Below are 23360 nucleotides of genomic sequence, written 5' to 3'. Positions count from 1 at the left end.
CAGGTTGGACAGTCGATCATTGGACGTGTCGGCGGACAAGTACAGTCCGCCGTCATGAAGGTCAAGGGCGACGACGCCGCCGACGCCAACACCACCGGCCGCCGCAAGGAACAACGCGGCTGGGTCTGGTACGACGTGGCGAACTCCGTGTTCCCCACGTCCGTGATCACCGTCTTCTTCTCGCTGTACCTCATGAGCGTCGCGACCAACGCCGCCAAGGCGGACACCGCGCTCAACGGCACGAACCCCTGCGCCAACGACAACGCGTTCGACCACTGCGACGTCGCGATCGCCGGACTGCAGTTCCCCGTCGGCTCGATGTGGGGCTACCTGCTCTCCCTCGCGACCGTGATCCAGGTCCTCGTGCTGCCGGTCATGGGCGCCATCGCCGACCGCACCCAGAACAAGAAGAAGATGCTCGGCTTCTTCGCCTTCACCGGCTCCGCCGCGACCATCGCGCTCGCGACCGTCGAAGGCACCAACTGGAAGCTCGGCGTCCTGCTCTTCGTCATCGCCAACATCTGCTACGGCTCCAGCGTCGTCGTCTACTACGCCTTCCTGCCCGAGATCGCGACACCCGACGAACGCGACGGCGTCTCCAGCCGGGGCTGGGCGTTCGGCTACCTCGGCGGCGGTGTGGCACTGGCGATCCAGCTCGGCATCACGCTGTCCGCCCCCGCGCTCGGCATCACCGGGAGCGACTCCGCCCGCATCGCGTTCGTCATCTCCGGCATCTGGTGGGCCGCGTTCACGATCATCCCACTGCGCGCCCTCACCGAGCACCAGGCACCGCACGGCCGCGAACACGGCGCCTCGGTCATCTCCGGCGGGTTCAAGGAACTCGCCACAACCTTCAAGCAGGCCAAGGCGTTCCCGCTCACACTCGCGTTCCTCGGCACCTACCTGATCTACACCGACGGCATCGCCACCGTCGCGAACGTCTCCGCCCAGTACGGCAGCGTCGAGCTCAAGTTCTCGCAGTCGACGCTGATCACGGTGATCCTGATCGTCCAGTTCGTCGCGTTCCTCGGCGGCCTGCTGCACGGCTTCGTGGCCAAGCGCGTCGGCGCCAAGAAGACGATCCTGGGTTCCCTGGTCGTGTGGATCGTCGTGATCACCGCGGCGTTCTTCGTGCGCGCGGGCGACGAGCTGCAGTTCTACTTCGTCGCCGCGGGCATCGGCATCGTGCTCGGCGGCACGAACGCCTTGTCCCGCAGCCTCTTCAGCCAGATGGTGCCGCCCGGCCGCGAGGCGCAGTACTTCTCGCTCTACGAGGTCGGCGAGCGCTCCACCAGCTGGCTCGGCCCGCTGGTGTTCGCCGGCGTCGGGCAGGCCACCGGCAGCCTGCGCCCCGCCATCCTCGCCCTGATCATCTTCTTCGTCGCCGGCTTCGTCCTGCTGATCTTCGTGCCCGTCCGCCGGGCCATCAAGGCAGTCGGGAACCCAGAACCGACGCTCGTCTGACCGGAGCGGCGGCGCTGACCACCCACAGCGCCGCCGCCACCAGCACGGACGCCGCCCACTCCCCCGGCAGCCTCAGGTAGTTCGCCACAGCGTCCGGCAGGAACAGCACCGCGAACAGCGACAGCGCCCGCCCCAGGGACACTTCCCCGCGCGCGTAGGCCCAGAGCCTGACGGCGAGCACCACGGCCGGCAGCACGATCGGGCCGAACCACCCCGCGCCCAGTTCCGCGCCGCCCACCAGCACCGCTCCCCCACCCCACCAGAGCATCGCCTTCGCGTCGGGTGTCGGCGCTTCCTGGTGGAAACCCAGGCACAGGCACACGAACGCCACCAACCCCGGCAGCTGCCACAGCACGCTCGCCAGCCCCGCCGGACCCGGATCCGTCAGCACGGTGAACAGCCACGGCAGCAACACCACGCCCGCCACGACCTTCGCCCACGTCCGCTGTCCGCGCACCAACAACACGAGCGCCACCAGCGGACTGACGTTGCTGAAGACCACCCACTGCAGCGGCGGCACGAACTCCTCGGTCACCCGCAGGAAGATCTCGCTGTAGACCGCGTGCACGATGAACTTGAGGCCCAGCAACAACCCCAGCACACCCAGCCACCGCACGACCTCGCCTTGGCGCACCACCCGCGCCGGCGCGCTCACGGCCGCGAACCGCGTCCGGACCGCCAGCGCCAGCGTCGCCCACGTCTCGCCCCAGCCCGGCCAGCTGTGCTCCAGGTCCAGCTCGTCGGTCCGCTCCACCAGGAACAGCCCGACCATCTCCTCCTCGCGGTCCTCCCGGTACCACCGCGGCAACACCCTCAGCAGCGCGCGATACCGGCGCTCCAGGTTGTTCACGCCACTCGCGGTTTCCGCACCGGCGCCAGCGCGCAGATCACGACCAGCACCAACAGCCCGAGCGCGATCCCCCAGGTCTCTCCCCCGAGCAGCGGGAACGCGATCGGCCCCACCTCCAGCACGGCCAGCAGCGACAGCGCCCGGCCCAGCACGAAGTCACGGCGCACGAACGCCACCACGCGCACGATCACGACCGTCAGCACGACCACCACCAGCCCGAGCCCGCTCGCGAACCCGGTGAACAGGCCGAGCACCAACGCTCCCCCGCCCCACCATCCGAACCGGCGGGCGTCCGGTGTCGGCGCCTCCCGGTGAAAACCCAGGCACAGACACGCGAACGTCACCAGTGCCGGCAGCTGGTACAGCGCCCACACGCCCATCCGGATCGGATCCACCAACGCGACCAGACCCGGCAACACCGCGAGCGCCGCCATCACCTTGGCCGGCGTCCGCTTCCCGGCCAGCAACGCGATGAAGGCCGCGATCGGCAGCACGTCGAACACGCGCGTCCACGTGAGCCCGCCGACGATCTCCGGGTGGCGGTGGGCGTAGGCCATGCTCGTGATGAACATGCCCGCGAAGTACACGCTCAGCAGCAGCCCGAACAGACCCATCGCGCGCACGACCTCCCCGCGCCACACGACCTTGGCCGGCACGGTGGCGAGCGCCGCTCCGGCCGCCAGGTGCGTCCTGGCCGCCAGGCCGAGCACCGCCGCCGTCTCGCCCCACCCCGGCCAGCTGTGCTCCAGGTCGAGCTCGTCCGTGCGGTCCGCGAGGAAGATCCCGACCATCTCCTCCTCGCGGTCCTCCCGGTACCACCGCGGCAGGACCTTCAGCAGCGCGCGATACCGCCGCTCGAGGTTGCTCACGCCTTGTTCGCCCATGCCTGGACGCCCCTCCCCCTCAGCACCGCCGAGGCCGCCCGCACGTTCGCGCTGAGCCTCGCGACTTCCGCCTGCAACGCCCGCACACCGGAGTCGGTGAGCTTGTAGTAGCGCCGCAGCCGCCCCTGATGCACCTCTTCGCGGTCGCGCTCGGCGAACCCGTCCGCCACCAACCGGTCCAGCACGCCGTAAAGCGTGCCCACCCTCAGCACCATCCGCCCTTCGGACAGCTGCTCCACCGCCTGCACGATCGCGTAGCCGTGCAACGGCTCCTCCGCGAGCGCGGTGAGCACGAGGAACGTCTGCTCGGACATGACCCGACCACTCATGTCGTTGAATATATCGCGGCGCGAGCTATATCGGGAAGCCGCATATCTCGGGTGACCTGATTTTAGGCAACACTGAAGTTATCGAGTTAACTAGACTCCTGTTGGCGGTGCGCGGCCGTTCGAACGTCGATCGGAACTGTCCACGGCCTGTGCGGCCAAGCAGGGACGTCCTGGCCGAGGTCCTCGATCGCGGCGCCGCGCCGACACGCCGTTCAAATCAGCCAACACTGAAGTTATCGATGCAGTCGAGTCGAGATGATGTTTAGTCGATCGGCGTAGCGGCTATGACCTGCTGACAGTTGCGACGTTGACGCGAAGGGCCGATCGATGGGCGGGGTTACGCCATGGGGATTCCTGTTGATCAGGAGCCAGGCACTAGGGTGACCCGCCGTGGACGCCCTCCCCGATCCGACAGACGCCCTTTCCGCTGTACCTGTCGCGGGTTCCCGGCGGTCGACGCCGGTGGTCGGGCACGTCAAGTTCTTCTTCGGCCCGATGGACTGCGGCAAGTCGACGCTCGCGCTGCAGATCGACCACAACAACTCGCGGCAGGGTCGTCGCGGGCTGCTGCTGGTGCGGCACGACCGGTCGGGACAGCCGCAGATCTCCAGTCGGATCGGCATCACCCGCGAAGCCGCGGAGATCCGCGACGACGATCTCCGCCAGATGGTCCGCGCCGAGTGGGCCGAGGGCCGGCGGGTGGACTACCTGATCGTCGACGAGGCCCAGTTCCTGTCCCCCGAGCAGGTGGAACAGCTCGCCGAACTCGCGGACGACGTCCAGGTCGACGTCTACTGCTTCGGACTCGCCACGGACTTCCGCGGCGAGATGTTCCCCGGCTCGCAGCGGTTGTTCGAACTGGCGGACGAACTGAGGGCGATTCAGGTGGAGGTGCTGTGCTGGTGCGGGGTGCCGGGACGGTTCAACGCGCGGGTGCGGGCCGGACGAGTGATTCGCGCCGGAGACACGGTTCTGGTCGCGGACACGGCGACGGACACGGAACAGCACCGATCGGGTACAGAGAGCAACGGTGTAACCGATACCACGGAAACTACTGTCCGTTACCAAGTGCTCTGCCGGCGTCACTTCCGGTTGGGTGACTTGGGCCCTGACGTCGCACAAAGTGGCCAGCTGCGTCTGGCCTAGGCGGTTACCCACAGGGTTGGCTAGGCCATTAGAGTGACGCGTGCGCACAGTAGCTTGATAACGCGTCACGATCCTGTGGCGATCGCATCCATTAGTAGGAAGCCTTCGTTGACGAGTGAACGACGTCACTGTGGGCGACCATGAGAGCGAGCCGGAAACAAACGGAGCAATCCGGGCGTTGCACACGGTGAGCAAGAAGCCTGGGCCCCGGCCCTGAGCCGAGCGAAAGGACACCGCCATGGCCGACCGCGTTTTGCGTGGAAGCCGGCTCGGAGCAGTCAGCTACGAGACCGACCGCAATCACGATCTCGCTCCGCGCCGGGCAGCGCGGTACGCCTGCCCGAAGGGACACGACTTCGAGGTCCCGTTCTCCGACGACGCCGAGTTGCCGCCGACCTGGGAATGCCGTCTCCACGGCACCGAGTCGAAGATCATCGACGGGGTCGAGCCGGAGGTGAAGAAGGTCAAGCCGCCGCGCACGCACTGGGACATGCTCCTGGAGCGCCGGTCCATCCCCGAGCTTGAGGAGCTGCTCGACGAGCGCCTCGAAGAGCTTCGCGGACGCCGCACCCGCACGGCCTGATCGATTCGCAGACGCTTCAAGCCGTCCCGGTCTCCCGCCGGGGCGGCTTTTTGCGCGCCTACCGGGTCTGCAGCACCAGGTTGCGGCCCCACCACACGCCCGCCGCCGCCAGCACCGCCCAGATCGACAGCGCCACGATCGACCGGGTCGACCCGAGGTCGCTCAGCGCGTCCCCCAGCACCGCGGCGAGCACGGTCGACGGCACCAGCCCGAGCGCCGTGCCGAGCGCGAAGTCCCTGCCCCTGACCGCCGTGACACCCGCGCCGTAGTTGGCGAGCGCGAACGGCAGGATCGGCAGCAGCCTGATGACGAGCGTCGCCTCCACACCGCGGCGCGCGAACACCCGCTCAAGCGTGTTGAGCCGCTCCCCCAGCCATCCCTTGATCGCGTCCCGGCCGAGCCAGCGGGCGATGCCGAACGCGATCAGCGCACCCGCCGTGAACCCGGCGATCGCGAGCGCACTCCCCCACCCCACGCCGAACAACAGCCCGGCCGCCGTGGCGAGCACCGGTTTCGGGAAGAACACCGCCGTGCCGAGCGCGCAGACGGCCACGAAGACCACCGGCGCCGCCGCTCCGGCTTGGCTGACGAGTTCACGGAGTCCCGCGCCGTCCGGGATGTCCATGACGTTGGCGAGGACGGCCAGTGCGACGACGAGCAGCACCAGGAGAATGAGGCCCACGCGTCGCATCAGACCAACGTACCCGGCAAGCTTGGACGCATGACTGTCGCGCTGCCGTCCGGTGAGACCATCCCCGCGCTCGGCATGGGCACCTGGATGATGGCCGAGAACCCAGCTTCGCGCGCCTCCGAGATCGCGGCGCTGCGGGCCGGCCTCGACCTCGGCCTGACCCTGATCGACACCGCGGAGATGTACGGGTCGGGCGCCGCCGAGTCGCTCGTCGGCGAGGCCGTGGCCGGGCGCCGGGACGAGGTGTTCCTCGTGTCGAAGGTGCTGCCGTCCAACGCTTCCGCGCAGGGCGCTGTGCGGGCCTGTGAGGCCAGCCTGCGCCGTCTGGGCACCGACCGGCTGGATCTGTACCTGCTGCACTGGCGGGGCTCTGTACCGCTCGCTCAGACCGTGGACGGGTTCGCGGAACTGGTGGCGGCCGGCAAGATCCGGCACTGGGGTGTGAGCAATCTGGACCTGGCCGACATGCGCGAGCTCACGGCGTTGCCGGGGTTCTGCCAGACCAACCAGATCCTCTACAACCTGTCGCGGCGGGGGCCTGAGCACGATCTGCTGCCGTGGCACGCTTCGGTCGGGATGCCGGTCATGGCGTACTCCCCCGTCGAGCAGGGGCGGTTGCTGGGGTCGCCGGTGCTGGCGGAGGTGGCTGGGCGGCACGGGGCCACGCCTGCTCAGGTGGCGCTGGCTTGGGTGCTGCGGCTGCCGTACGTGAACGCCATTCCCAAGGCGGGGACGGTGGCGCACGTGCGGGAGAACGCTCTGGCGTTGGAGCTGCGGCTGTCCTCAGAGGACCTGGCGGATTTGGATCGGGCGTTTCCTCCCCCGGACGGTCCGGAACCGCTGGCCATGCTTTAGTTCGGCTCATGAACTGGAGCGGCGTTGCGGCCTGGGTGCGTGAGCACGCACCAGCGCTGCACGCGGCCTTTCTGCCGCCCTCTGGCATCGAGATCGGTGGTGTGCCACCGGATCTGGCGGCGTGGTGGCGGGAGTTCGATGGCGTGGATCGCGCCGTGCTGGGCGATGAGAGCCCGCTTCTCCCGCTGTCCTGGCATCCCTTGGACGTCGTGTCCGCACTCCGTCGCCGCACTCGCGCCGATCGGCTGCCGATCGCGGCCGACTGCTTCGACGACGCAGACCTGCTCTTCGTGGACCTCCATGACGGCAGCGTCGTCACCGAGGAAACCGGACGTGAGTGGGACAGGGTTACCGCGATGCTCGATCACGTGCTGCGAATGTTCGAGCGCAACGACGACCCCGTGTACCGGCTCCTCCGCTACGAGGACGGCCACATCAACTGGGACACCCGTCCCACTCTCACCCGGGGCTCACACGCGGTTCAGTAACGTGAACCGGTCTTACCGACCAGACACGAGGAAGCGAGGTGAGCGACACATGCCAGGCGACAGTAGCCCGCGCAGGTCTTTCACCTCGCACGTCCAATCAGGGCACGCTTCAGTTTCTGGCGTGTGACGCGCACCCCTGCACTTAAGGGGAGTCACACGATGCACGTCTTCGACATGACGCTGCGCATTGCCGAGAGCATGGGCCTCGGCGCGTTGATCGGTTTTGAGCGGCAGTACCGCTCACGGATGGCAGGCCTGCGGACCAACGCCCTCGTGGCGGTGGGGGCGGCGCTGTTCGTGGTGCTGTCCGCGCAGGGTTTCGACGGCCAGGGCGGTGACCCCACTCGGGTGGCCGCTCAGGTCGTGTCCGGGATCGGGTTCCTCGGCGCGGGCGTGATCCTGCGCGACGGGTTGTCGGTGCGCGGGCTCAACACCGCGGCCACGCTCTGGTGCGCGGCCGCGGTGGGCTCGCTGGCGGGCGCCGGGATGCACGTGATGGCGGTGGCCGGCACTGTGGCGATCATCGCGGTCAACGTCGGGCTGCGGGAGCTGGGCCGGGCCGTGGACCGCAAGGACGAGGAGGCCTAGCGCGGTTGGTAGGTCAGGCAGTTGGCGTGGTGGTCGCCGACGCCGGGACCGATGCGCACGCTCTGCGCCGAGCATTCCAGCGAGGAGTTGTGCACGCAGTCGGTGCGGGAACAGGCGCCTACCTGTGCCACTACCTTCTCCAGGCCGCCCTTCGTGCTCAGCGGGATGAAGGTGCCGCAGTCGGCGGCGCCGTTGTCGCCGCGCACGGTGATCGCGAACGCGTGGCAGCCGTCGTGGTTGTACGAGCAGTCGCTCACGGTGCAATCGTGGACGGCGGGCATCGCCGGGTTCTCGAGGGTGGTCATGTCCGCTCCTGCCGTGGTGGGAAAGGTTCGGTGATTCGGACCTTGCCACCACGGCAGGAGGGCCGCAATTCGAAAGGAATTAGGCGAGCCTGTCCTCCGGAAATGCCGAACATCAATTAGTTGAGCACGCAGAGCAGGGAACACGCCTTGGCGGACGACCAGTCGGTGTAGGTGCGGGCCGCGTTCGGCGGGGTGTACTTCGCCTTCGCCTTGTTCGTCATCGGGAACAACGACAGCAGGGCGTAGGTCGAGCAGTGCACCTGCTTCGACTCACCGGGTTGCAAGGCGAACGGTCCGGTCTGGCAGGACGGTTCCACCTCGTCGACCACGTAGGCGTCCGCGATCGGGATCGGGCCGTTGTTGGTCACGGTGACGCGCCAGTACGCGGTCGCGAACAGCAGGCCGAGGACGCCCACGGGGGCCTCCTTCACCCACGGCCCGGCGCCGCCCGCCTTGCAGTGCGCGGGTGTGTGCGAGGCGCAGATCTCCTTGTTCACCACCACGTTCGGCATGCACGCCGCACCCGGTGCCACCTGCCTGGTCACGGTGTTGGAGGTGAGGGTGCCGGTCGCGTCGGTGCCGCCCGCGGTGTTGGCGATCGACGTGACCGGGCAGTCCGCGGAGATCGTGGTGCGGAAGCACATCTGGGGTGCGTCGCCGGTGAACTCCACGACCAGTGACGGCTGGTTGCCGCCGCCGAAGTCCGACGCGTTGTTCAGCACGAGCGACGCCGTGACGGTCAGCGTGGTGGCGGAGGCGCCGCTCAGGTCGACGGTGCCGTCAGGCGCGAAACCCGGTGTGGCCACGGGGTTTCCGTTCTGGTCGGTGACCGAGACGGTGGACGCGCCGAAGTTCACGTTCGCAGGTGTCACGCCGGTCAGGCGCGCTTTGGTGTAGCTGACGGCGTGGGGTTTGCCGTCGCAGTAGAACTGCGACGGGGTGAGCGACACGGAGGCGCCACTGCGTACGCACGGCGACGCCCCCGTGTCAGGATCCATCGAGAACAGCACGCCGGCGTCGCCCAGACCGATCAGGCAGCCGGTGGGAGCGTCGTAGGCGTAGCCGTAATCCCGTGTGTCGCCACCGTTGACGTTGGGGTGGGTGATGCGCGGTGGCAGGCCGGCGCAGGACGTGCCGGTGCTCCAGTCGTGGCACACCGCCGCCCCCAGGTACGGGCCGCGCCACACGCCGAGGTAGCTGCGCACGCGGTCACCGGTGCGGATCAGCTCGGGGTTGAAGACGATGACGCCGCCTTCCAGGCCCGCCGCGGACGTCGGAGCGGGCAGGGACGACCCGTCGACCGCGTAGCAGGTGGTGACGTTCTGGGCGCCGGTCGTGCTGGAGCACGCACCGGTCTCCGCGCCCGTTGTGCTGTAGGCGGTGTAGGCGTTGTAGGTGTAGTTGCCGGACGGGCCGATCGGCTTCGGGGCCGGCCAGCCACCACACACGCCTGTGGTGCCGGGGTCGAAGCAGCCGAGCACGGGGACGCCACCGCCGAAGGGTGACGACGACGCGAACAGCTTGCCCGCGGCCACGGTCAGCGCGCCGAGATACCACCCGTTGCTGTTGGTGAACGGCACGATCGGCGCGTACGGCTGGTTCGCGCACGCGCTCTGGGTGGCCATCGTCCAGCAGACAACGTAACCGGAGGTCGCCACGCCGTAGAGGTTTCCGCCGATCTGGACGAGTCCGCCCAGGTCGGTCGTCTGCCCGGCGCGGGTCATCAGCGGCCAGTAGCCGCAGTTGCCGGGTGCGGCGAGGTCGAGGCAGCCAACGCCGATCGAGGTCGCGGTGGCCGCCGAGTAGTACACGCGGGCCGGGTTCGCCGGATCGCGGACGTACTGCGGTTCCAGCGGGCTGGCGATGTCGCCGGTGTTGCCCGTGCCGAACGGGCCGGGGGTCGTGTTGAGCGGTTTCGGCCACGGACCACCCGTGCACGGGGCGCTGGTCGTGAGGTCGGTGCACACCAGCTTCGGGAACGCGGCGGCCACGTGGTGGTAGACGTTCCACGCCTGCAGGCGACCGTCCGGCGTGCGGTGCAGGATCGGGGTGAAGCCGTCGCCACCAGTCGGGGTCGCGCTGGCCTGCACGGGCGGGGTGAGCAGGCTGGACAGCGCCCTGCCGCCGTTGCGCACGCCGGGATTCGTCGCGCTGATCGGGTTGCCTTCGGTCCCGGTCCAGCCGGGCGGCACCTGCAGCGAGCCGGGCAGGTAGGTCTGGCCGGTGCCGATGGTGTCGGTGATGGTGGCGGCGCCGGGGGCGCCGTTCGCGTACGACACGACCCAGGTGGCGGTGTCACCGTGGCCGGCGGGATCGGACACGCCTTGCACGGACTTGGTGAGCGTGGAAACGGACGGTTGGGCGACCACGGGGACAGCGGCGGTGAGCGTGCTGCCAGCGAGCGCGGTCGCCAGCAACATCGCCGGCAAACGTCTTCGCACGAGCAGGATCCCTTCAGCGGCGGGGTTGGTTCGGGAACTGATCGCCGACGTTAGGGAGTTGCGTCCGGACACACCAACGCACTCACCCGCGTGCGTGGTATTTCTGCCTCATCAGACGAATGCGAACACCCGACACATGTGATCCGACAAGAGATTCCACGGCGACCCAGAATCGAATTTCACCTGAACGCCACGGATCTGCCGATCCGAGAACCGAATGCACGGCAGTTTCGCGCCGAGCACTACCTCGAAGCCCGCGGACTGACTGACACTGGCCGAGTGAGTCTTCACGACGAACCACTGCAGTTCCGGGTTCTGGGCACGTTCGAAATCACCCGCGGCAATCGAAGATGCACGCCGACAGCACCGAAACAGCGGGCCTTGCTCGCACTGCTCGCCCTGCACGCCAACGAGTTCGTGGCGACCCGCCGCATCGTGGACCAGCTGTGGACGCGGGGCGCTCCCCGCTCGGCCATCGCCGCACTGCACGGCTACGTCACCGCGGTGCGGCGGGCACTCACGCCGGGGTGGAACAGCTCCAGGAATTCACACCCGATCCTGAACACCCGCCCTGCCGGTTACGTGCTCTGCCTGGAACCGCACCAGCTGGACCTCACCAGATTCCGAGAACTGGCCAAACGAGCACAGGCCGAGATAGCCGTCGGCGACTGCGCACGCGCACGAGAGGCGATCGCCGCGGCACTCGGCCTGTGGCGCGGCGCGCCGTTGGCGGATCTCCGCGAGACCGGCGTGTTCGACCACGACATCTCACGACTGGAAAAGGAATACCTGGAATTGCTGCGCAATCGGTTCGACGTCATGCTCTGCCACGGCGACGGACACCTCGCGGTGCGCGAACTCGAGGAACTGTGCACCGACTACCCGTTGCGCGAACGGTTCCACGAGCAGCTGATGCTCGCGCTGTGCCAGGCCGACCGCCGCGCCGACGCGCTGACCGCGTACGCCAGGGCGTACCGCGAGCTGTCGAGCCACGCCGGCATCGAGCCGGGGCCGCGGTTGCGGGCCATGCATCAGGTCATCCTGAGCGGGGACGACCCGTTCGACCGCGGCCACCGGCACCTCGCCGGGGCGGTCACCCGAAGGTCGCCAGCCGGGCGGTGATGTGCGCCGCGGCACCCTCCATCAGCACGTCGGCCACGGCTTCGACCGTGCGCGCATGCCAGGACTCGAGCTCCGTACCGGCGACCGCCTGGTCGAACGCGCCCGTCGAAGGGCCGCAGCGCACCTGGTAGTCCACGTTGGACTACCAGCGCCAGGAAGCCGGGTCACAGGGTTGAGCGAACCTGCGAGCCTCTCAGTCTCCAGTGGAACAGCCGCCGGTAACACACCAACGGCTCGGCTTCGGTCAGCGCGGTGCGGGTGACCTCGCCGATCAGGACGGTGTGGTCGCCGTGGTCGAACACGGCGGTGGTAGTGCAGCGCAAGTAGATCGGCGCCGCGCACAACCGGGGCACGGCGCCGTCCCACTCCCACCCGACGTCGGCGAACTTGTCCACGCCACGGCTCGCGAACGTCCGCGCGGTGCGTTCCTCGGTGTGGCCGAGCACGTGCACGCCGAACTCGGCGCAGTGCGCGAGAGGGTCACGGCAGCGCGAGGCGTGGTCGACGACCACCAGCACCGACGGCGGATCCACGCTGTACGAGCAGATCGACGAGACGAGCAACCCGCACGGCCGTCCGTTCGCCTGTCGCGTGGTGACCACGGCGAGACCGGAGACCAGCCGGCTCATGGCGTCGGTGAACGTGGCCACCGGCATCCCCGGGGCCACGTTCTCCGTTGCTGTCACGGCGATTCCTCCTACCTGGCCGTGGCCGCGGCGCAGAGTTCCCTGCGGTGCCGCGCGTCCTCGTCGTCGGTGACGGCGAGGACGGCGTCGTAGTCGAGGATCGCCGCACCCAGGTCCCCGGACTCCTCGTACGCGACCGCGCGGTTGAACCGCGCCTCCGGGTTGTCGTCGAGCGTGATGGCCCGGCTCAGGTAGCTGATCGCGTCGGTGAGGTCGCCGGACGCCACCGCGATCGTGCCACGGATCGCCCAGGCTTCAGCCAGCCGTTCGTTGCGCTGCACCGCTTCGGCCAGTGCAACGGAGGCCTCGGCGTACTCCTCCCGTTCGACGAGCAGCTGTCCTTTGAGGCACAACAGGTGTGCGTTGTCCGGCGCCAGTTCGAGCGCGACGGTCACATCACGCCACGCCCCCTCGACGTCACCATCGGCGAGCAGGAGTCCGGCACGGTTGATCCTGGCGTCGACGTGCCGCGGGTCGAGCTCGATGACGTAGCCGAAATCCGCCAGGGCCCCTTCGGTGTCGCCGAGAGCGAGGCGTGCGTCGGCGAGGTTGTAGTACGCCTCGGGGAACGGCGGTGAGAGGCGCAGTGCCTCGCGGTAGGCGGCGATCGCCTCCTCGTCGCGGCCGAGCCTGCGCAGCACGTTGCCGACGTTGAAGTGGTGCTCGGGGAAGTTCGGATCCCGTTCGAGAACGTAGGTGTAGTCGGCGAGAGCCTCGTCCAACCGGCCCATGGCGCCGTAGACCTGCGCCCGGTTGTAGCGCAGCACCAGGCGATGCAGTGCGTGTTCGTGCGGTTCCAGGTCCCGGTCCAGCCTGGCCATGCCCTCGTTGACGAGGGCGAGCGCGACCTCCGGCTTCTTCTCCCGGACCTCCACGAGCGCGAGGCCGTTGCGCGTGAAGACGGACTGGAACGCCTCGGTCTTGGGATCAGTCAACACTGAAGCCATTGCAATAGCCAAATTCATCCACGCCCGTGCGCGCACGTAGTCCCGTTGGGCTTCCGGGTAGTGCCGCGCGTGCAACATCGCCGTCGAGTACGCCATTTCCAGGTGCACGGCCGGATCCGTGGACGCGGCGCGGCCCTCGACGTACAGCACCTCCGCCTCGTCCGCCCGGCCTACCGCCGCCAGCACGATCCCGGTCTGCATGGTGAGGTGCCACCAGGTCTCGCTCGCCCGGTCCGCGACCGCCCGGCCGCGCAGCCCGAGGTCCGCGGCGGCCTGGTACAGCCCGGTCTTGTGGCAGTGGTCCAGCGCGGCGCGCAGGGCAGCCGCGCCGGCTCCGGCGGGGTCGCTGCCGTGCTCCAGGTGGTACGGGATCGCGCCGAGGCGCAACGAGAACTCCGCGGACCGTGCGAGCTCCTCGGCGCGGGCGTCGTGCAGTGCGGCTCTGGCTTCTTCCGACAAGGCGAGGTAGGCGGCGAGCACGAGCGGGTCGTCGTCCGTGCCGTCACTGTCCACATAGGCCTGTGCCGCGTGGTCGGGCAGCGGATGTTCTCCGGCACACGCGTCCACCACTTGTGCGTGCGCGGCGATCGTCTCAGCCAGCGACACGTCGATCTCACCGCGCGGGTCGACCAGCGGTTCCCGGCTCGTGCCCACGACCACGGTGAGATCGGGGAGGTCGCCGCGGCGGAGCAGGACCGCGATGAGCTCCTGGTCCGACGGGTCGGCCTCGTGCGCGTTCTCGAACACCAGCGTGCGCGGCCCGCCGCCCAGTGCGGCCAGGTAGTCGCGCAACACCTCGGCCAGGCCGTTGGCGATGTTGCGGGTGTGCAGCCGCGAGTAGTACCGGGTGCGTTCGCTGTCCTTCACCTCCCATTCCAGCGTGTGCCACGCGCTGGGCACCCTCCCGGCCAGTTCCGGCGTGCTGGTGAGCAGTTCGATGTTGTGCCGCTCCGCCAGTTCCGGGCACCGCTCCAGCAGGTCGTCGGCGACCATGCGCAGCAACGACCCCGCCGCGGTGTACGGCCCGCGCAGCCGCCGGTGCGCGTCGACAGTCGCCCAGATCGGCGGCAGGTCCAGCGCGGCGAGCGCGTGCGTCCGGTCGCGTCGCCGGTCGGCGCGGATCCAGTAGCGGCTGTCCATGATGCGTCCCTTTCGGTGAAGCGAGTCAGTGGATGACGTGCTGCAGACGGTGATCCCGGCGGGTCTGCACGCGTTCGCGGACCATCAGCCAGCCGAGCACCGCGCACTGCACGATCGCCACGCCACCGAAGACGATCGAGTCGAGCAACAAGGGCGTCGGCACGCCATCACCGGTGATCCGGCTGATCACGCCGGTGGCGAACCGATATGCCACCGGGGCACCGGCGAGCACGAACGTGGTGAGGCTGGCCGTGTACCCGACCACGACGAGCCACGAGTACCAGCGCGCCACCTGGCGGTCGATCGGGTGCAGCAGCGACTCGTCCGTCTCACTGCGCCCGAACAGCCACCGGAACCGGTTGCGCACGATCTGGCGGGCGGCGCCGTGCAAGTCGACACAGCCGAGCACGGTGGTCACGAGCACGTAGATGTCCGTGCGCAGGTAGAAGAAGAACTGCCAGATGACCCGCAGCAGCGCGGCGAACGCCACGGCCAGCAGGAACCGTCCCGCACCCGACAGCGAGCCGTCCGGGTGTCGCGTGAGGTCGGCGGCGATGGTGCACACGGCGATTCCGATGACGTCGGCCAGCAGGCCGGCCACGATCGGCAGGTACCGCCGGCGGCGCGGCACCGCCACGAGCCCGTCCAGCGAGGTCTCCAGCACGATGAAGTAGAGCCGCCGCCCGATTCTCAGTCGCGATGTGATGCCGAGCCTGCGCCCGGCCAACGCGTGAAAGGACTCGTGCAAAAGCAGCAGCGGAATGGCGGCCGCGAACAGTCCGACCTGGATCAGCATGTAATAGTCGGAGAAGAATATGTTGTGATAACTCGGCCGGAGATCCGCGTTGACCACCATGACGAACAACGCCCAAGCGGCCAGACCCGCGTAGACCACCCAGGCCAGCGGCGAGAACAGCGCGGCACCGAGCCGCCTGAAGCGCACCGGCGCGGTCCGCGTGACGAGCTCGCCGGACTTGCGGACGAGGTCGAGCTCGTCCAGCCCCGCGACGACGTCCTCGATGTCGACGCCTTCCCCGTAGGTCCGCTCGAACCAGTCGGCCGCCTGGCGCGGCGTGTCGCCCGCGACCAGCCTGCGCACGAGTTCGGCACCCTCACCGGGGAAGATGCCGTACGAGTCGATGTCGGCCCTGCCGATCGTCACCTCGTCGCCGTCCTCCAGGAACACCAGCGGGTGCAGTGGCACCGGCCGGTCCAGGTCGAACTCGGTCACGTCGCTCCTCCCCCGGTGAGATGCGCTGGGCGCTTGAGGCCCAGCGCATCCGCGCCGCGCCTTAAGCCGGCTTGACGTTGTACTGCGAGCAGGCTGCCGCCGTGAGGCGAACCGGGCCCACCTTGCGCACCGTGATCTTCTTCATTTTCGTCGTCTTGGTCTTCTCCATGAGAGCACCTCCTCTGGCTCGGATACCGACACGAGTGAGCCTGCCAGCGCTCTCCAAGAAACCGCCAAGAACGCTCCAAAATCGATTTTTGCTTACCGGGTAAAGGATTCGCCGATTGACTAAGGTGAGGGGCATGGCTGAACTGGTGACCATCGGCGACGTGCGGGCCGCGGCCGAGGTGCTCGACGGACGGGTGCTGCGCACGCCGACGCTCCCCTCGCCCGGGCTGTCCGCGCTGCTCGGCGTCCCGACGACGGTGAAGCTGGAGTTGTTGCAGCACACCGGTTCGTTCAAGACGCGCGGCGCGTTCGCGAAGATCCTCTCGCTGTCCGACGAGGCGCGGGCGGCGGGCGTGGTCGGGGTCAGCGGCGGCAACCACGGCATCGCGCTGGCGGATGTCGCTCGTTCGCTGGGTGTGGCCGCGACCGTCGTGATGCCCGCCTCGGCACCCGCGCGTTCGGTCGAACTCGCCCGCGCCTGCGGTGCGGACGTGCGCCTCACCGACGACCTGCCGTCCGCGTTCGCGCTGTTGAACGACCTGGTCGCGGCGGGCAAAACCCTTGTACACCCCTATGACGACCCGGTCGTGGTCGCGGGTCAGGGCACCGTGGGCCTGGAGTTCGCTCAGGACGCCCCCGACCTGACCGACGTGCTGGTGAGCATCGGCGGCGGAGGGCTCATCTCCGGCGTCGCGACGGCGTTCCACGCGCTCGTGCCCGGCATCCGCGTGTGGGGCGTCGAGGTCGAGGGCGCCGATGCGATGCACCGCGCGCTGGCGGCGGGCGGACCGGTGGACTTCACGCCCACGTCGATCGTCTCGACGCTCTCAGCGCCCCACGTGTCGCAGCTGACCTACGACCACACGGTCGCGCTGGTCGAGGACGTGCTGGTGGTGTCCGACGCCGAGGCCGTGCGGGGCTCGATCACGCTGGCCGAGACGCAGAAGGTGTGGGCCGAGCCCGCCGCCGGCTGTCTGGTCGCGGCGGCGGGCTCGGTGCTCGATCGGGTCGGGCCCGGGGCCCGGCTCGGGATCGTGGTGTGCGGTGGGAACGCGACTTTCGCCGACGTCGTGCGCTGGACCGGTCAGCACTTCACCCAGTAGTTCGGCGACGTCTGGCGGATGGTGCTGGTGGTGAAGGTGTTCCACAGGCCGAGCGCCTGGTTGGAGCCGAGCGCGTAGGTCTGTCCCAACGTGACGTAGGCGCGGCCGGCAGTGGTGTGGGCGTAGTTGCTCGCGGTGATGCACTGCGGAACCGGCGTGGTGGTGGTCGTCGGCGGTGGGGTGTCGCCGCTCATCGCCTTGACCATGTTCACCACGGCGGCCATCTGCGGGCCGGTCTTGAGCGCGTACTGGACGGACTGGTAACCCCACCAGTCCCAGCAGCCGCGCGGGTTGCCGATCATCGTGGTGGCCTGCGGGTAGAGCACGATCATGTTGTTCGTGTCGGCGTACTCGTTGAGGTATCCCTTGTCCATCAACGCGTTGCCGACCAGACCGTAATACTGGTAGCAGCCGTGCAGCGTGACCATCAGCTTGCACGGACCGGTCTCGCACGCCTTCGGCACGTACGCGAACCCCTCCCCGCCCATGCTGATCGCGGCCGCGTTGCCGCCGGGCGCGTACCGGCTCTGGTCGAACTGGACCAGCTTGCCGGACAACGCCGACGCGGCCGGGCTCACCTGGCCGAACAGGTGCGTGAGCATCTCCTTCACCGGATCGGCGGCCCCGCAGTTGTTGACGTACGGCGAGGACGTGGAGCCGCAGCTGTTCGGGCCGATCGGACTGACCCAGGCGTGTCCGGCCGCGGACGTGTTGTTGTAGGCGACCCGCGCGCCGAAGTCGCGGTAGTAGGTGGCCAGGTCGTCGTTCACCGCGCGGTCGACCGTCTGGTCAGAGGTGCCGTGGAACAGCCACACCGGGTCGCCGGACAGGTTCTGGGGCGGGTCGACACTGCCCGCCGCCGCACGGGTGCGGGTCAGCTGCTCCAGCTCGGCCGGCGTCCTGCGCGGCTGGAAGGTGTCCATGCACGCGTACAGAGCGGTGTTCAGGTTGTTCTGCGCGCAGTCGTACGCGCCGGCGGAGAAGATGCCCGCGCCTTGGAACACCCCGGAGTACGCGACGTGCAGCTGGTTGGCCAGAAAGCCGCCGGACGACAACCCGCTCACGTACGTGCCGGTGATGTCGTACCCGCCGAGGGTGCCGGTCTGGGGTGGTGGCACCGCGGCCGTCGAGATCGAGAGAGAAGCCGCGGCCAGGCCGGTGGCCGCGGCGAGTGCCAGGAACACTTTCCTCAATCGCATGTGCTCGCCTCCGTCGTTGCAGGCAGGACAGCGCGAGGTTAAGAGCCGATAACTGGGCTGCACCACGTGTGCGGCCTACACCTCGCGTCGCCGCACGACGTCGGTCTGAGCCATAGTGCACTTTCGGCGACAGCTGATCGCACCACAGAGGACTGGTCCGTACGGCCCCGCGGACCAATTGCGCACGAAACTTCTTGCAACTCTTCCCGGTCCGCCTTAGGCCTGTTAGACCTGGAAGAGAACCCCCTGCAGCTTGGAGACAACGTGGTTTCCTCGGCTCTTCGCGTCCTGCTCACCGCCGTGCTCGCCGTCGCCCTGTGCACACCGGTGCAAGGTTTTGCGGCCCCGCCCGGCAGCAAGGACGTCACCGTCACCCTGTTCCAATGGCCGTTCGCCCGCGTGGCCTCGGAGTGCACCAACGTCCTGGGCCCCAAGGGCTACGGGTACGTGGAGGTCTCCCCCGCCACCGAGCACGTCCAGGGTCCCCAGTGGTGGACCTCCTACCAGCCCGTCAGCTACCGGATCGCCGGCCGCCTCGGCGACGAGACCGCGTTCCGGAACATGATCACCACCTGCCACAACGCGGGCGTCAAGGTGATCGCGGACGCGGTGATCAACCACATGAGCGCGGGATCCGGCACCGGCACCGGCGGCTCCGGCTACTCGAAGTACAACTACCCCGGCCTGTACAGCGAGTGGGACTTCCACACCTGCCGGACGGCGATCGACAACTACCAGGACCGCGGCAACGTCCAGAACTGCGAGCTCGTCAACCTGTCCGATCTGAACACCGGCAACGACTACGTGCGCGGCGCGATCGCCGGGTACCTCAACCGGCTCATCGGCATGGGCGTGGACGGGTTCCGGATCGACGCCGCCAAGCACATCGCCGCCGCCGACATGTCCGCCATCAAGGCCAGGCTGACCAACCCGAACGTCTTCTGGGTGCACGAGGTCATCTACGGCGCGGGCGAGGCGGTGCAGCCCGGCGAGTACACCGGTTCCGGTGACGTCGACGAGTTCCGCTACGCCTACGACCTCAAGCGGATCTTCACCAACGAGAACCTCGCGTACCTGCGCACGTTCGGCCAGTCGTGGGGCTTCCTGCCCAGCGGCCAGGCCCGGCCGTTCGTCGACAACTGGGACACCGAACGCAACGGCTCCACCCTGTCCTACCGGGACAACTCCACCTACACGCTAGCCAACGTGTTCATGCTGGCGTGGAACTACGGCGCGCCCCAGGTGTACTCGGGCTACGAGTTCAGCGACAAGGACGCGGGCCCGCCCGGCAACTCGGTCTGCTTCAGCGGCTGGAAGTGCCAGCACCTGTGGACGCAGATCGCGAACATGGTCGCCTTCCGCAACACCGTCGCCGGCACCGACGTGAACAACTGGTGGGACAACGGCTACGACGCCATCGCGTTCGGTCGTGGCACCAAGGGTTTCGTGGCGATCAACCGGGAGACCTTCGCGGTCAGCAGCACGTTCCAGACCTCGCTGCCCGCCGGGACCTACTGCAACGTCCAGGAGAACGGCTGCGTCCGTGTGACCGTGGACTCGTCAGGCAGGTTCACCGCGACCCTGGGTGCGGGGACCGCGCTCGCGCTGCACGTCAACGCACGAGGCTGAGCGACGGGCCCGCTACGCGGCGGGCCCGTCTCAAGATCCGCAGGAGTTCCTGACGACCAACCGGGTCGGCAGGACAACGGGTTGCTCGCGGCCCCCACCGGTGATCATGGCCATGATCGCCTTCGCCGCCGCCACCCCGAACCCCGGCTTGTCCTGCGCCACCGTGGTCAGCGCCGGATCGACGACGGAGGCGATCTCGATGTCGTCGAACCCGACCAGCGCCAAGTCCTGAGGCACCCGCAGCCCCGCGGCACGAGCGGCGAGCAACGCGCCCACCGCCATCTCGTCGCTGGCCGCGAACACCGCGGTCGGCGGTTCGTCCAACGCGAGAAGTCGTTGCGTGGCGGCGTTTCCGCTCGCCCGGTAGAAGTCGCCGGACACGACGTACTCGTCCCGGAACGGCAGCCCGGCCTCCTGCAACCCCTTGCGGTAGCCCGAAACGCGGGCGTCCGAAGGCTGGTTGCCGACCGGGCCGGTGATCGTGGCGATCCGCGAGTGACCGAGCGAGACGAGGTGCCGGACGGCCGACAGCGCGCCGCTCACGTTGTCCGACGTCACGTAGGTGGCCTTGGGACCGTCGACCGCGACGTCCACCGCGACGCACGGAACCCCGGACTGCGCAAAGGCTTCGAACGCCTCGGCGTCGGATCCGCTGTCGATCAGGACCAGCCCGCCGAGGTGGTGGCGGCGGGTCATGTTCACGTAGCCGACCGGATCGGCGAGGGACGCGCCGATCTCGCGGGCGTCGCCGCTGGTGGCCAGCATCAGCAGGTGGTAGCCGTGCGCGCTGAGTGCCGACTTCAACCCGATCAGCAGGTCCTGCAGGTACGGGTGCCGCCAGTCGGGGCGGCGGTGGTCGGTGTCCCAGACCAGTCCGATCATCGTGGACTGCTTGGTCGACAACGCCCGCGCGGACTCGTTGGGTTGGTAGCCGAGCTCTTTCGCGACCCGCAGCACGCGTTCACGCGTTTCCTCGTTGACCGTTTCCGGCTGGTTGAAGACGCGCGACACCGTCGCCACGGACACGCCGCAGAGCTGGGCGATCTCACGCCCGGTCGCCATCGGGCCTCCGTTTCCACCGTAAGCGGTTACATAGACCCTACGAGCAGCGCTTTACCTAGTCAAACCGGTGCACGAGTTGATCTGTTTATCGTTTTGTTACTTGACGTGCGCGCCGTAACCCCGCTGTCATAGGCGCCACACATCTTCGGCCGGTGGTCCACACCACGCCGGTTCACCTGATCCACCAACACTTTTCTGCTTCAGCGCGCCCAAAAAACGACGCCACAGATCGACGGAGGCCTGGAAATGCGCCCCAAAGCACTCGCCCTCGGTTGCGCCGCATTGGCGACAGCCGTGGTGCTCAGCGGTTGCGGCAGCGACACCGCCGGCGGCGGGAAGACCAAGCTGACCATCGGGTTGTTCGGCAACTTCGGGTACGCCGAGCTGCTCAAGGAGTACGCGAGCACGCACCCGGACGTCGAGATCACGGACCGCACCGCGTCCTACTCCGACCACCACAAGAACCTCGCCGCCCACCTCGCCACCAACAGCGGCGCCGCCGACATCGAGGCCGTCGACACCGGGTACGTCAACCAGTTCAAGGCCACCCCGGACAAGTTCGTCGACCTCAACACCAAGGGCGGCACCGAACTGAAGGACCGCTGGCTCCCGTGGAAGTGGGAGGGCTCGCTCAGCAAGGACGGCAAGCAGATCGGGTACGGCACCGACGTCGGCGGCCTGGCCATCTGCTACCGCCGCGACCTGCTGCAGAACGCCGGACTGCCCGCCGACCGCGACCAGCTCGCGGCGCTGTGGCCGACCTGGCAGGAGTTCATGGCCGCGGGCAAGAAGTTCCAGGAGAAGGCCCCCGAGGGCGTGAAGTGGTTCGACGGCGGGCCGTCCGTGCTCAACGCGATCGTCGGCCAGGCTTCCGTCGGCTACTACGACAAGTCCGACAAGATCGTCGTGGGCGAGAACAAGGAGATCAAGGCCGGCTGGGACCTCGTGGTCGACGGCGTGCAGGCGGGCCTGTCCTCGAAGCTGCTGTACTCCACGCCGGTCTGGAACACCGGGTTCAAGCAGGGCCAGTTCGCGACCGTGACCTGCCCGGCCTGGCAGATGGCCAAGATCAAGGACCAGGCGGGACCGGAGGCCGCGGGCAAGTGGGACGTCACCTCCGTGCCCGGCGGGGGCGGCAACTGGGGCGGCTCGTACCTCACGGTGCCCAAGGCGGGCAAGAACGTCGACAAGGCCGTGGAGCTGGCGGCGTGGCTGACCGCGCCCGAGCAGCAGGCCAAGGTGTTCAAGAGCTCCGGGCTGCTGCCGTCGATCCCGAAGCTGTACGACGACCCGTCGATCGTCGACTACAAGAACCCGTACTTCAACGACGCCCCGATCGGCAAGCTGTTCACCGACGCGGCGAAGAAGCTGAACCCGCAGTACCAAGGCCCGAAGGCGGGCGACATCCAGACCGCGATCGGCAACGCGATGCAGCGCGTGGAGCAGGGCAAGCAGAACGGCGAGGACTCGTGGCGCCAGTTCGTCGGCGACGTCCAGAAGTGACGCGGCTGACATGACTCTGATCGACCGGCGAGTGGTGGACAGGGCGGCCAGGAGACACCGCTGGGACACGAGGTTCGCGCCGTACGGGTACGTGGCGCCGTACTTCCTGATCTTCGGTGTCTTCGGGCTGTTCCCCCTGCTCTACACCATCTGGGTCTCACTGCAGGAACGCAACCTGCTCGACGAGAACGCCGCACACCTGGTCTGGCTCGACAACTACACGCTCCTCCTCGCGGACCCGTACTTCTGGAACGCCATGGGCAACACGATGAGCCTGTGGCTGCTCACCACCGTCCCGCAGATCCTGTTCGCGCTGGGGATCGCTGCACTGCTCAACCGCAAGGTCCGGACCCGCACGCTGTTCCGGATGGGCGTGATCCTGCCGAACATCACCTCGGTGGCGGCGGTGACGATCATCTTCGCGCAGCTGTTCGGCCGGGACTTCGGCCTGGTCAACTGGGTGCTGGAGCTGTTCGGCGCCGGCCAGATCGACTGGCAGGCGGGCACGGCGACCTCGCACGTCGCGATCGCCGTGATGGTGGTGTGGCGGTGGACCGGCTACCACGCGCTGATCTTCCTGGCGTCCATGCAGGCCATCTCGCCCAGCCTGTACGAGGCGGCCACTTTGGACGGTGCGAGCGGGTGGCAGCAGTTCTGGCGCATCACGGTGCCGTTGCTGCGGCCACAGATCATCTTCACCACGATCATCGCGACCACCGGCAACATGCGCCTGCTCGCCGAACCACTGCTGTTCAACCCCGGTGCGGCGGCCGCGACCGGCGGGTCCGACCGGCAGTTCCAGACCGCCGCGCTCTACCTGTACGAGCAGGGCTTCACCAAGTACGACTTCGGCTACAGCTCGGCGATCGCGGTCGTGCTGGCGATCGCCACGATCATCGTCGCCGGTCTCGGCTACCTGGTGACCAAACGGATCCAGACGGAGTGA

At 68.4% G+C, this 23360-nt stretch carries 23 protein-coding genes; 11 read left to right on the top strand and 12 right to left on the bottom strand.

Going from position 1 to position 23360, the window contains the following annotated elements; translation table 11 throughout:
• Positions 1–54 precede the first annotated feature (54 nt).
• Positions 55–1464: an MFS transporter gene (locus G7043_RS38565; RefSeq protein WP_166053653.1), complete on the top strand. Its 1410-nt coding sequence runs from the start codon at positions 55–57 to the stop codon at positions 1462–1464.
• Here the strand turns inward: G7043_RS38565 and G7043_RS38560 are convergent.
• From G7043_RS38560 to G7043_RS38550, 3 genes are read right to left on the bottom strand one after another with little or no spacing between them, the layout of a single operon-like run.
• Complete coding sequence (locus tag G7043_RS38560; RefSeq protein WP_166053652.1) at positions 1427–2314, bottom strand: hypothetical protein; 888 nt, start codon at positions 2312–2314, stop codon at positions 1427–1429. The two genes, G7043_RS38565 and G7043_RS38560, sit on opposite strands and share 38 nt — an antisense overlap.
• A complete protein-coding gene (locus G7043_RS38555; protein WP_166053650.1) occupies positions 2311–3183 on the bottom strand; it encodes a hypothetical protein in 873 nt (290 codons plus the stop codon). The genes G7043_RS38560 and G7043_RS38555 overlap by 4 nt, the downstream gene beginning before the upstream one ends.
• Positions 3180–3527, bottom strand: a complete 348-nt coding sequence (locus tag G7043_RS38550) for a PadR family transcriptional regulator (RefSeq protein ID WP_313888284.1) — start codon at positions 3525–3527, stop codon at positions 3180–3182. Before G7043_RS38550 ends, G7043_RS38555 begins: the two co-directional genes overlap by 4 nt.
• Before the next feature lie 390 nt (positions 3528–3917).
• Here G7043_RS38550 and G7043_RS38545 point away from each other — a divergent pair, with 390 nt between their 5' ends.
• Together G7043_RS38545 and G7043_RS38540 are read left to right on the top strand one after the other, a co-directional pair.
• Positions 3918–4673 carry a thymidine kinase gene (locus G7043_RS38545; RefSeq protein ID WP_166053649.1) on the top strand — a complete coding sequence of 252 codons (756 nt, stop codon included), beginning with the start codon at positions 3918–3920 and terminating at the stop codon, positions 4671–4673.
• Positions 4674–4911: 238 nt separating this feature from the next.
• Positions 4912–5256, top strand: coding sequence for an RNA polymerase-binding protein RbpA (locus tag G7043_RS38540; protein WP_030466135.1), 345 nt, complete (start codon positions 4912–4914; stop codon positions 5254–5256).
• Positions 5257–5314: 58 nt separating this feature from the next.
• Here the strand turns inward: G7043_RS38540 and G7043_RS38535 are convergent, their stop codons facing one another.
• Positions 5315–5947: a TVP38/TMEM64 family protein gene (locus tag G7043_RS38535; RefSeq protein WP_166053648.1), complete on the bottom strand. Its 633-nt coding sequence runs from the start codon at positions 5945–5947 to the stop codon at positions 5315–5317.
• A 30-nt stretch (positions 5948–5977) separates the two neighbouring features.
• Between G7043_RS38535 and G7043_RS38530 the strand changes: the two genes are divergently transcribed.
• From G7043_RS38530 to G7043_RS38520, 3 genes are all read left to right on the top strand, one after another.
• Positions 5978–6802: an aldo/keto reductase gene (locus tag G7043_RS38530; RefSeq protein WP_166053647.1), complete on the top strand. Its 825-nt coding sequence runs from the start codon at positions 5978–5980 to the stop codon at positions 6800–6802.
• 8 nt (positions 6803–6810) lie between these two features.
• Positions 6811–7290 (top strand): hypothetical protein, encoded by a 480-nt coding sequence (locus tag G7043_RS38525; RefSeq protein WP_166053646.1) that lies wholly within the window; start codon positions 6811–6813, stop codon positions 7288–7290.
• A gap of 159 nt (positions 7291–7449) precedes the next feature.
• Positions 7450–7878 carry an MgtC/SapB family protein gene (locus tag G7043_RS38520; RefSeq protein ID WP_166053645.1) on the top strand — a complete coding sequence of 143 codons (429 nt, stop codon included), beginning with the start codon at positions 7450–7452 and terminating at the stop codon, positions 7876–7878.
• On the opposite strand, the gene G7043_RS38515 is transcribed toward G7043_RS38520, so the two are convergent.
• Positions 7875–8183 (bottom strand): DUF1540 domain-containing protein, encoded by a 309-nt coding sequence (locus G7043_RS38515; RefSeq protein WP_166053644.1) that lies wholly within the window; start codon positions 8181–8183, stop codon positions 7875–7877. The two genes, G7043_RS38520 and G7043_RS38515, sit on opposite strands and share 4 nt — an antisense overlap.
• A gap of 116 nt (positions 8184–8299) precedes the next feature.
• Positions 8300–10624, bottom strand: a complete 2325-nt coding sequence (locus G7043_RS38510) for a DUF7617 domain-containing protein (protein ID WP_313888283.1) — start codon at positions 10622–10624, stop codon at positions 8300–8302.
• 279 nt (positions 10625–10903) lie between these two features.
• Between G7043_RS38510 and G7043_RS38505 the strand changes: the two genes are divergently transcribed.
• The gene (locus tag G7043_RS38505) at positions 10904–11746 is read left to right on the top strand and encodes an AfsR/SARP family transcriptional regulator (RefSeq protein WP_166053643.1); all 843 of its coding nucleotides are present in this window, start codon (positions 10904–10906) and stop codon (positions 11744–11746) included.
• Here the strand turns inward: G7043_RS38505 and G7043_RS38500 are convergent.
• The 4 genes from G7043_RS38500 to G7043_RS38485 are packed head-to-tail and all read right to left on the bottom strand — an operon-like array spanning position 11718 to position 15750.
• Complete coding sequence (locus tag G7043_RS38500; RefSeq protein ID WP_207312304.1) at positions 11718–11870, bottom strand: hypothetical protein; 153 nt, start codon at positions 11868–11870, stop codon at positions 11718–11720. The two genes, G7043_RS38505 and G7043_RS38500, sit on opposite strands and share 29 nt — an antisense overlap.
• A gap of 40 nt (positions 11871–11910) precedes the next feature.
• Positions 11911–12432: a flavin reductase family protein gene (locus G7043_RS38495; RefSeq protein ID WP_166053641.1), complete on the bottom strand. Its 522-nt coding sequence runs from the start codon at positions 12430–12432 to the stop codon at positions 11911–11913.
• Between the two features lie 11 nt (positions 12433–12443).
• Complete coding sequence (locus G7043_RS38490) at positions 12444–14519, bottom strand: tetratricopeptide repeat protein (protein WP_166053640.1); 2076 nt, start codon at positions 14517–14519, stop codon at positions 12444–12446.
• Positions 14520–14544: 25 nt separating this feature from the next.
• Positions 14545–15750 (bottom strand): hypothetical protein, encoded by a 1206-nt coding sequence (locus tag G7043_RS38485; RefSeq protein WP_166053639.1) that lies wholly within the window; start codon positions 15748–15750, stop codon positions 14545–14547.
• Positions 15751–16052: 302 nt separating this feature from the next.
• Between G7043_RS38485 and G7043_RS38480 the strand changes: the two genes are divergently transcribed.
• The gene (locus G7043_RS38480; RefSeq protein WP_242643160.1) at positions 16053–17021 is read left to right on the top strand and encodes a threonine ammonia-lyase; all 969 of its coding nucleotides are present in this window, start codon (positions 16053–16055) and stop codon (positions 17019–17021) included.
• Here the strand turns inward: G7043_RS38480 and G7043_RS38475 are convergent.
• The gene (locus tag G7043_RS38475) at positions 17003–18220 is read right to left on the bottom strand and encodes an extracellular catalytic domain type 2 short-chain-length polyhydroxyalkanoate depolymerase (RefSeq protein WP_166053638.1); all 1218 of its coding nucleotides are present in this window, start codon (positions 18218–18220) and stop codon (positions 17003–17005) included. The two genes, G7043_RS38480 and G7043_RS38475, sit on opposite strands and share 19 nt — an antisense overlap.
• 264 nt (positions 18221–18484) lie before the next feature.
• Between G7043_RS38475 and G7043_RS38470 the strand changes: the two genes are divergently transcribed.
• Complete coding sequence (locus tag G7043_RS38470; RefSeq protein ID WP_166053637.1) at positions 18485–19849, top strand: alpha-amylase; 1365 nt, start codon at positions 18485–18487, stop codon at positions 19847–19849.
• 30 nt (positions 19850–19879) lie between these two features.
• Here G7043_RS38470 and G7043_RS38465 read toward each other — a convergent pair whose 3' ends face one another.
• Positions 19880–20911, bottom strand: a complete 1032-nt coding sequence (locus tag G7043_RS38465; RefSeq protein ID WP_166053636.1) for a LacI family DNA-binding transcriptional regulator — start codon at positions 20909–20911, stop codon at positions 19880–19882.
• Between the two features lie 246 nt (positions 20912–21157).
• On the opposite strand from G7043_RS38465, the gene G7043_RS38460 reads away from it, so the two are divergent.
• Positions 21158–22414: an ABC transporter substrate-binding protein gene (locus G7043_RS38460; protein ID WP_166053635.1), complete on the top strand. Its 1257-nt coding sequence runs from the start codon at positions 21158–21160 to the stop codon at positions 22412–22414.
• 10 nt (positions 22415–22424) lie between these two features.
• The gene (locus G7043_RS38455; RefSeq protein ID WP_166053634.1) at positions 22425–23360 is read left to right on the top strand and encodes a carbohydrate ABC transporter permease; all 936 of its coding nucleotides are present in this window, start codon (positions 22425–22427) and stop codon (positions 23358–23360) included.

Origin of the sequence: Lentzea alba, assembly GCF_011067745.1 — a bacterium.
Classification (GTDB): domain Bacteria; phylum Actinomycetota; class Actinomycetes; order Mycobacteriales; family Pseudonocardiaceae; genus Lentzea; species Lentzea alba.
This window is presented reverse-complemented; position numbering and strand designations above follow the sequence as displayed.

What these genes read in the sequence shown, in the direction of transcription:
- G7043_RS38565 (WP_166053653.1), top strand. Translation starts at nt 55, where the DNA reads ATGAAGGTCAAGGGCGACGACGCCGCCGACGCCAACACCACCGGCCGC.
- G7043_RS38550 (WP_313888284.1), bottom strand. Translation starts at nt 3,527, where the DNA reads ATGAGTGGTCGGGTCATGTCCGAGCAGACGTTCCTCGTGCTCACCGCG.
- G7043_RS38540 (WP_030466135.1), top strand. Translation starts at nt 4,912, where the DNA reads ATGGCCGACCGCGTTTTGCGTGGAAGCCGGCTCGGAGCAGTCAGCTAC.
- G7043_RS38535 (WP_166053648.1), bottom strand. Translation starts at nt 5,947, where the DNA reads ATGCGACGCGTGGGCCTCATTCTCCTGGTGCTGCTCGTCGTCGCACTG.
- G7043_RS38530 (WP_166053647.1), top strand. Translation starts at nt 5,978, where the DNA reads ATGACTGTCGCGCTGCCGTCCGGTGAGACCATCCCCGCGCTCGGCATG.
- G7043_RS38525 (WP_166053646.1), top strand. Translation starts at nt 6,811, where the DNA reads ATGAACTGGAGCGGCGTTGCGGCCTGGGTGCGTGAGCACGCACCAGCG.
- G7043_RS38520 (WP_166053645.1), top strand. Translation starts at nt 7,450, where the DNA reads ATGCACGTCTTCGACATGACGCTGCGCATTGCCGAGAGCATGGGCCTC.
- G7043_RS38515 (WP_166053644.1), bottom strand. Translation starts at nt 8,183, where the DNA reads ATGACCACCCTCGAGAACCCGGCGATGCCCGCCGTCCACGATTGCACC.
- G7043_RS38490 (WP_166053640.1), bottom strand. Translation starts at nt 14,519, where the DNA reads ATGGACAGCCGCTACTGGATCCGCGCCGACCGGCGACGCGACCGGACG.
- G7043_RS38480 (WP_242643160.1), top strand. Translation starts at nt 16,053, where the DNA reads ATGGCTGAACTGGTGACCATCGGCGACGTGCGGGCCGCGGCCGAGGTG.
- G7043_RS38475 (WP_166053638.1), bottom strand. Translation starts at nt 18,220, where the DNA reads ATGCGATTGAGGAAAGTGTTCCTGGCACTCGCCGCGGCCACCGGCCTG.
- G7043_RS38465 (WP_166053636.1), bottom strand. Translation starts at nt 20,911, where the DNA reads ATGGCGACCGGGCGTGAGATCGCCCAGCTCTGCGGCGTGTCCGTGGCG.
- G7043_RS38460 (WP_166053635.1), top strand. Translation starts at nt 21,158, where the DNA reads ATGCGCCCCAAAGCACTCGCCCTCGGTTGCGCCGCATTGGCGACAGCC.
- G7043_RS38455 (WP_166053634.1), top strand. Translation starts at nt 22,425, where the DNA reads ATGACTCTGATCGACCGGCGAGTGGTGGACAGGGCGGCCAGGAGACAC.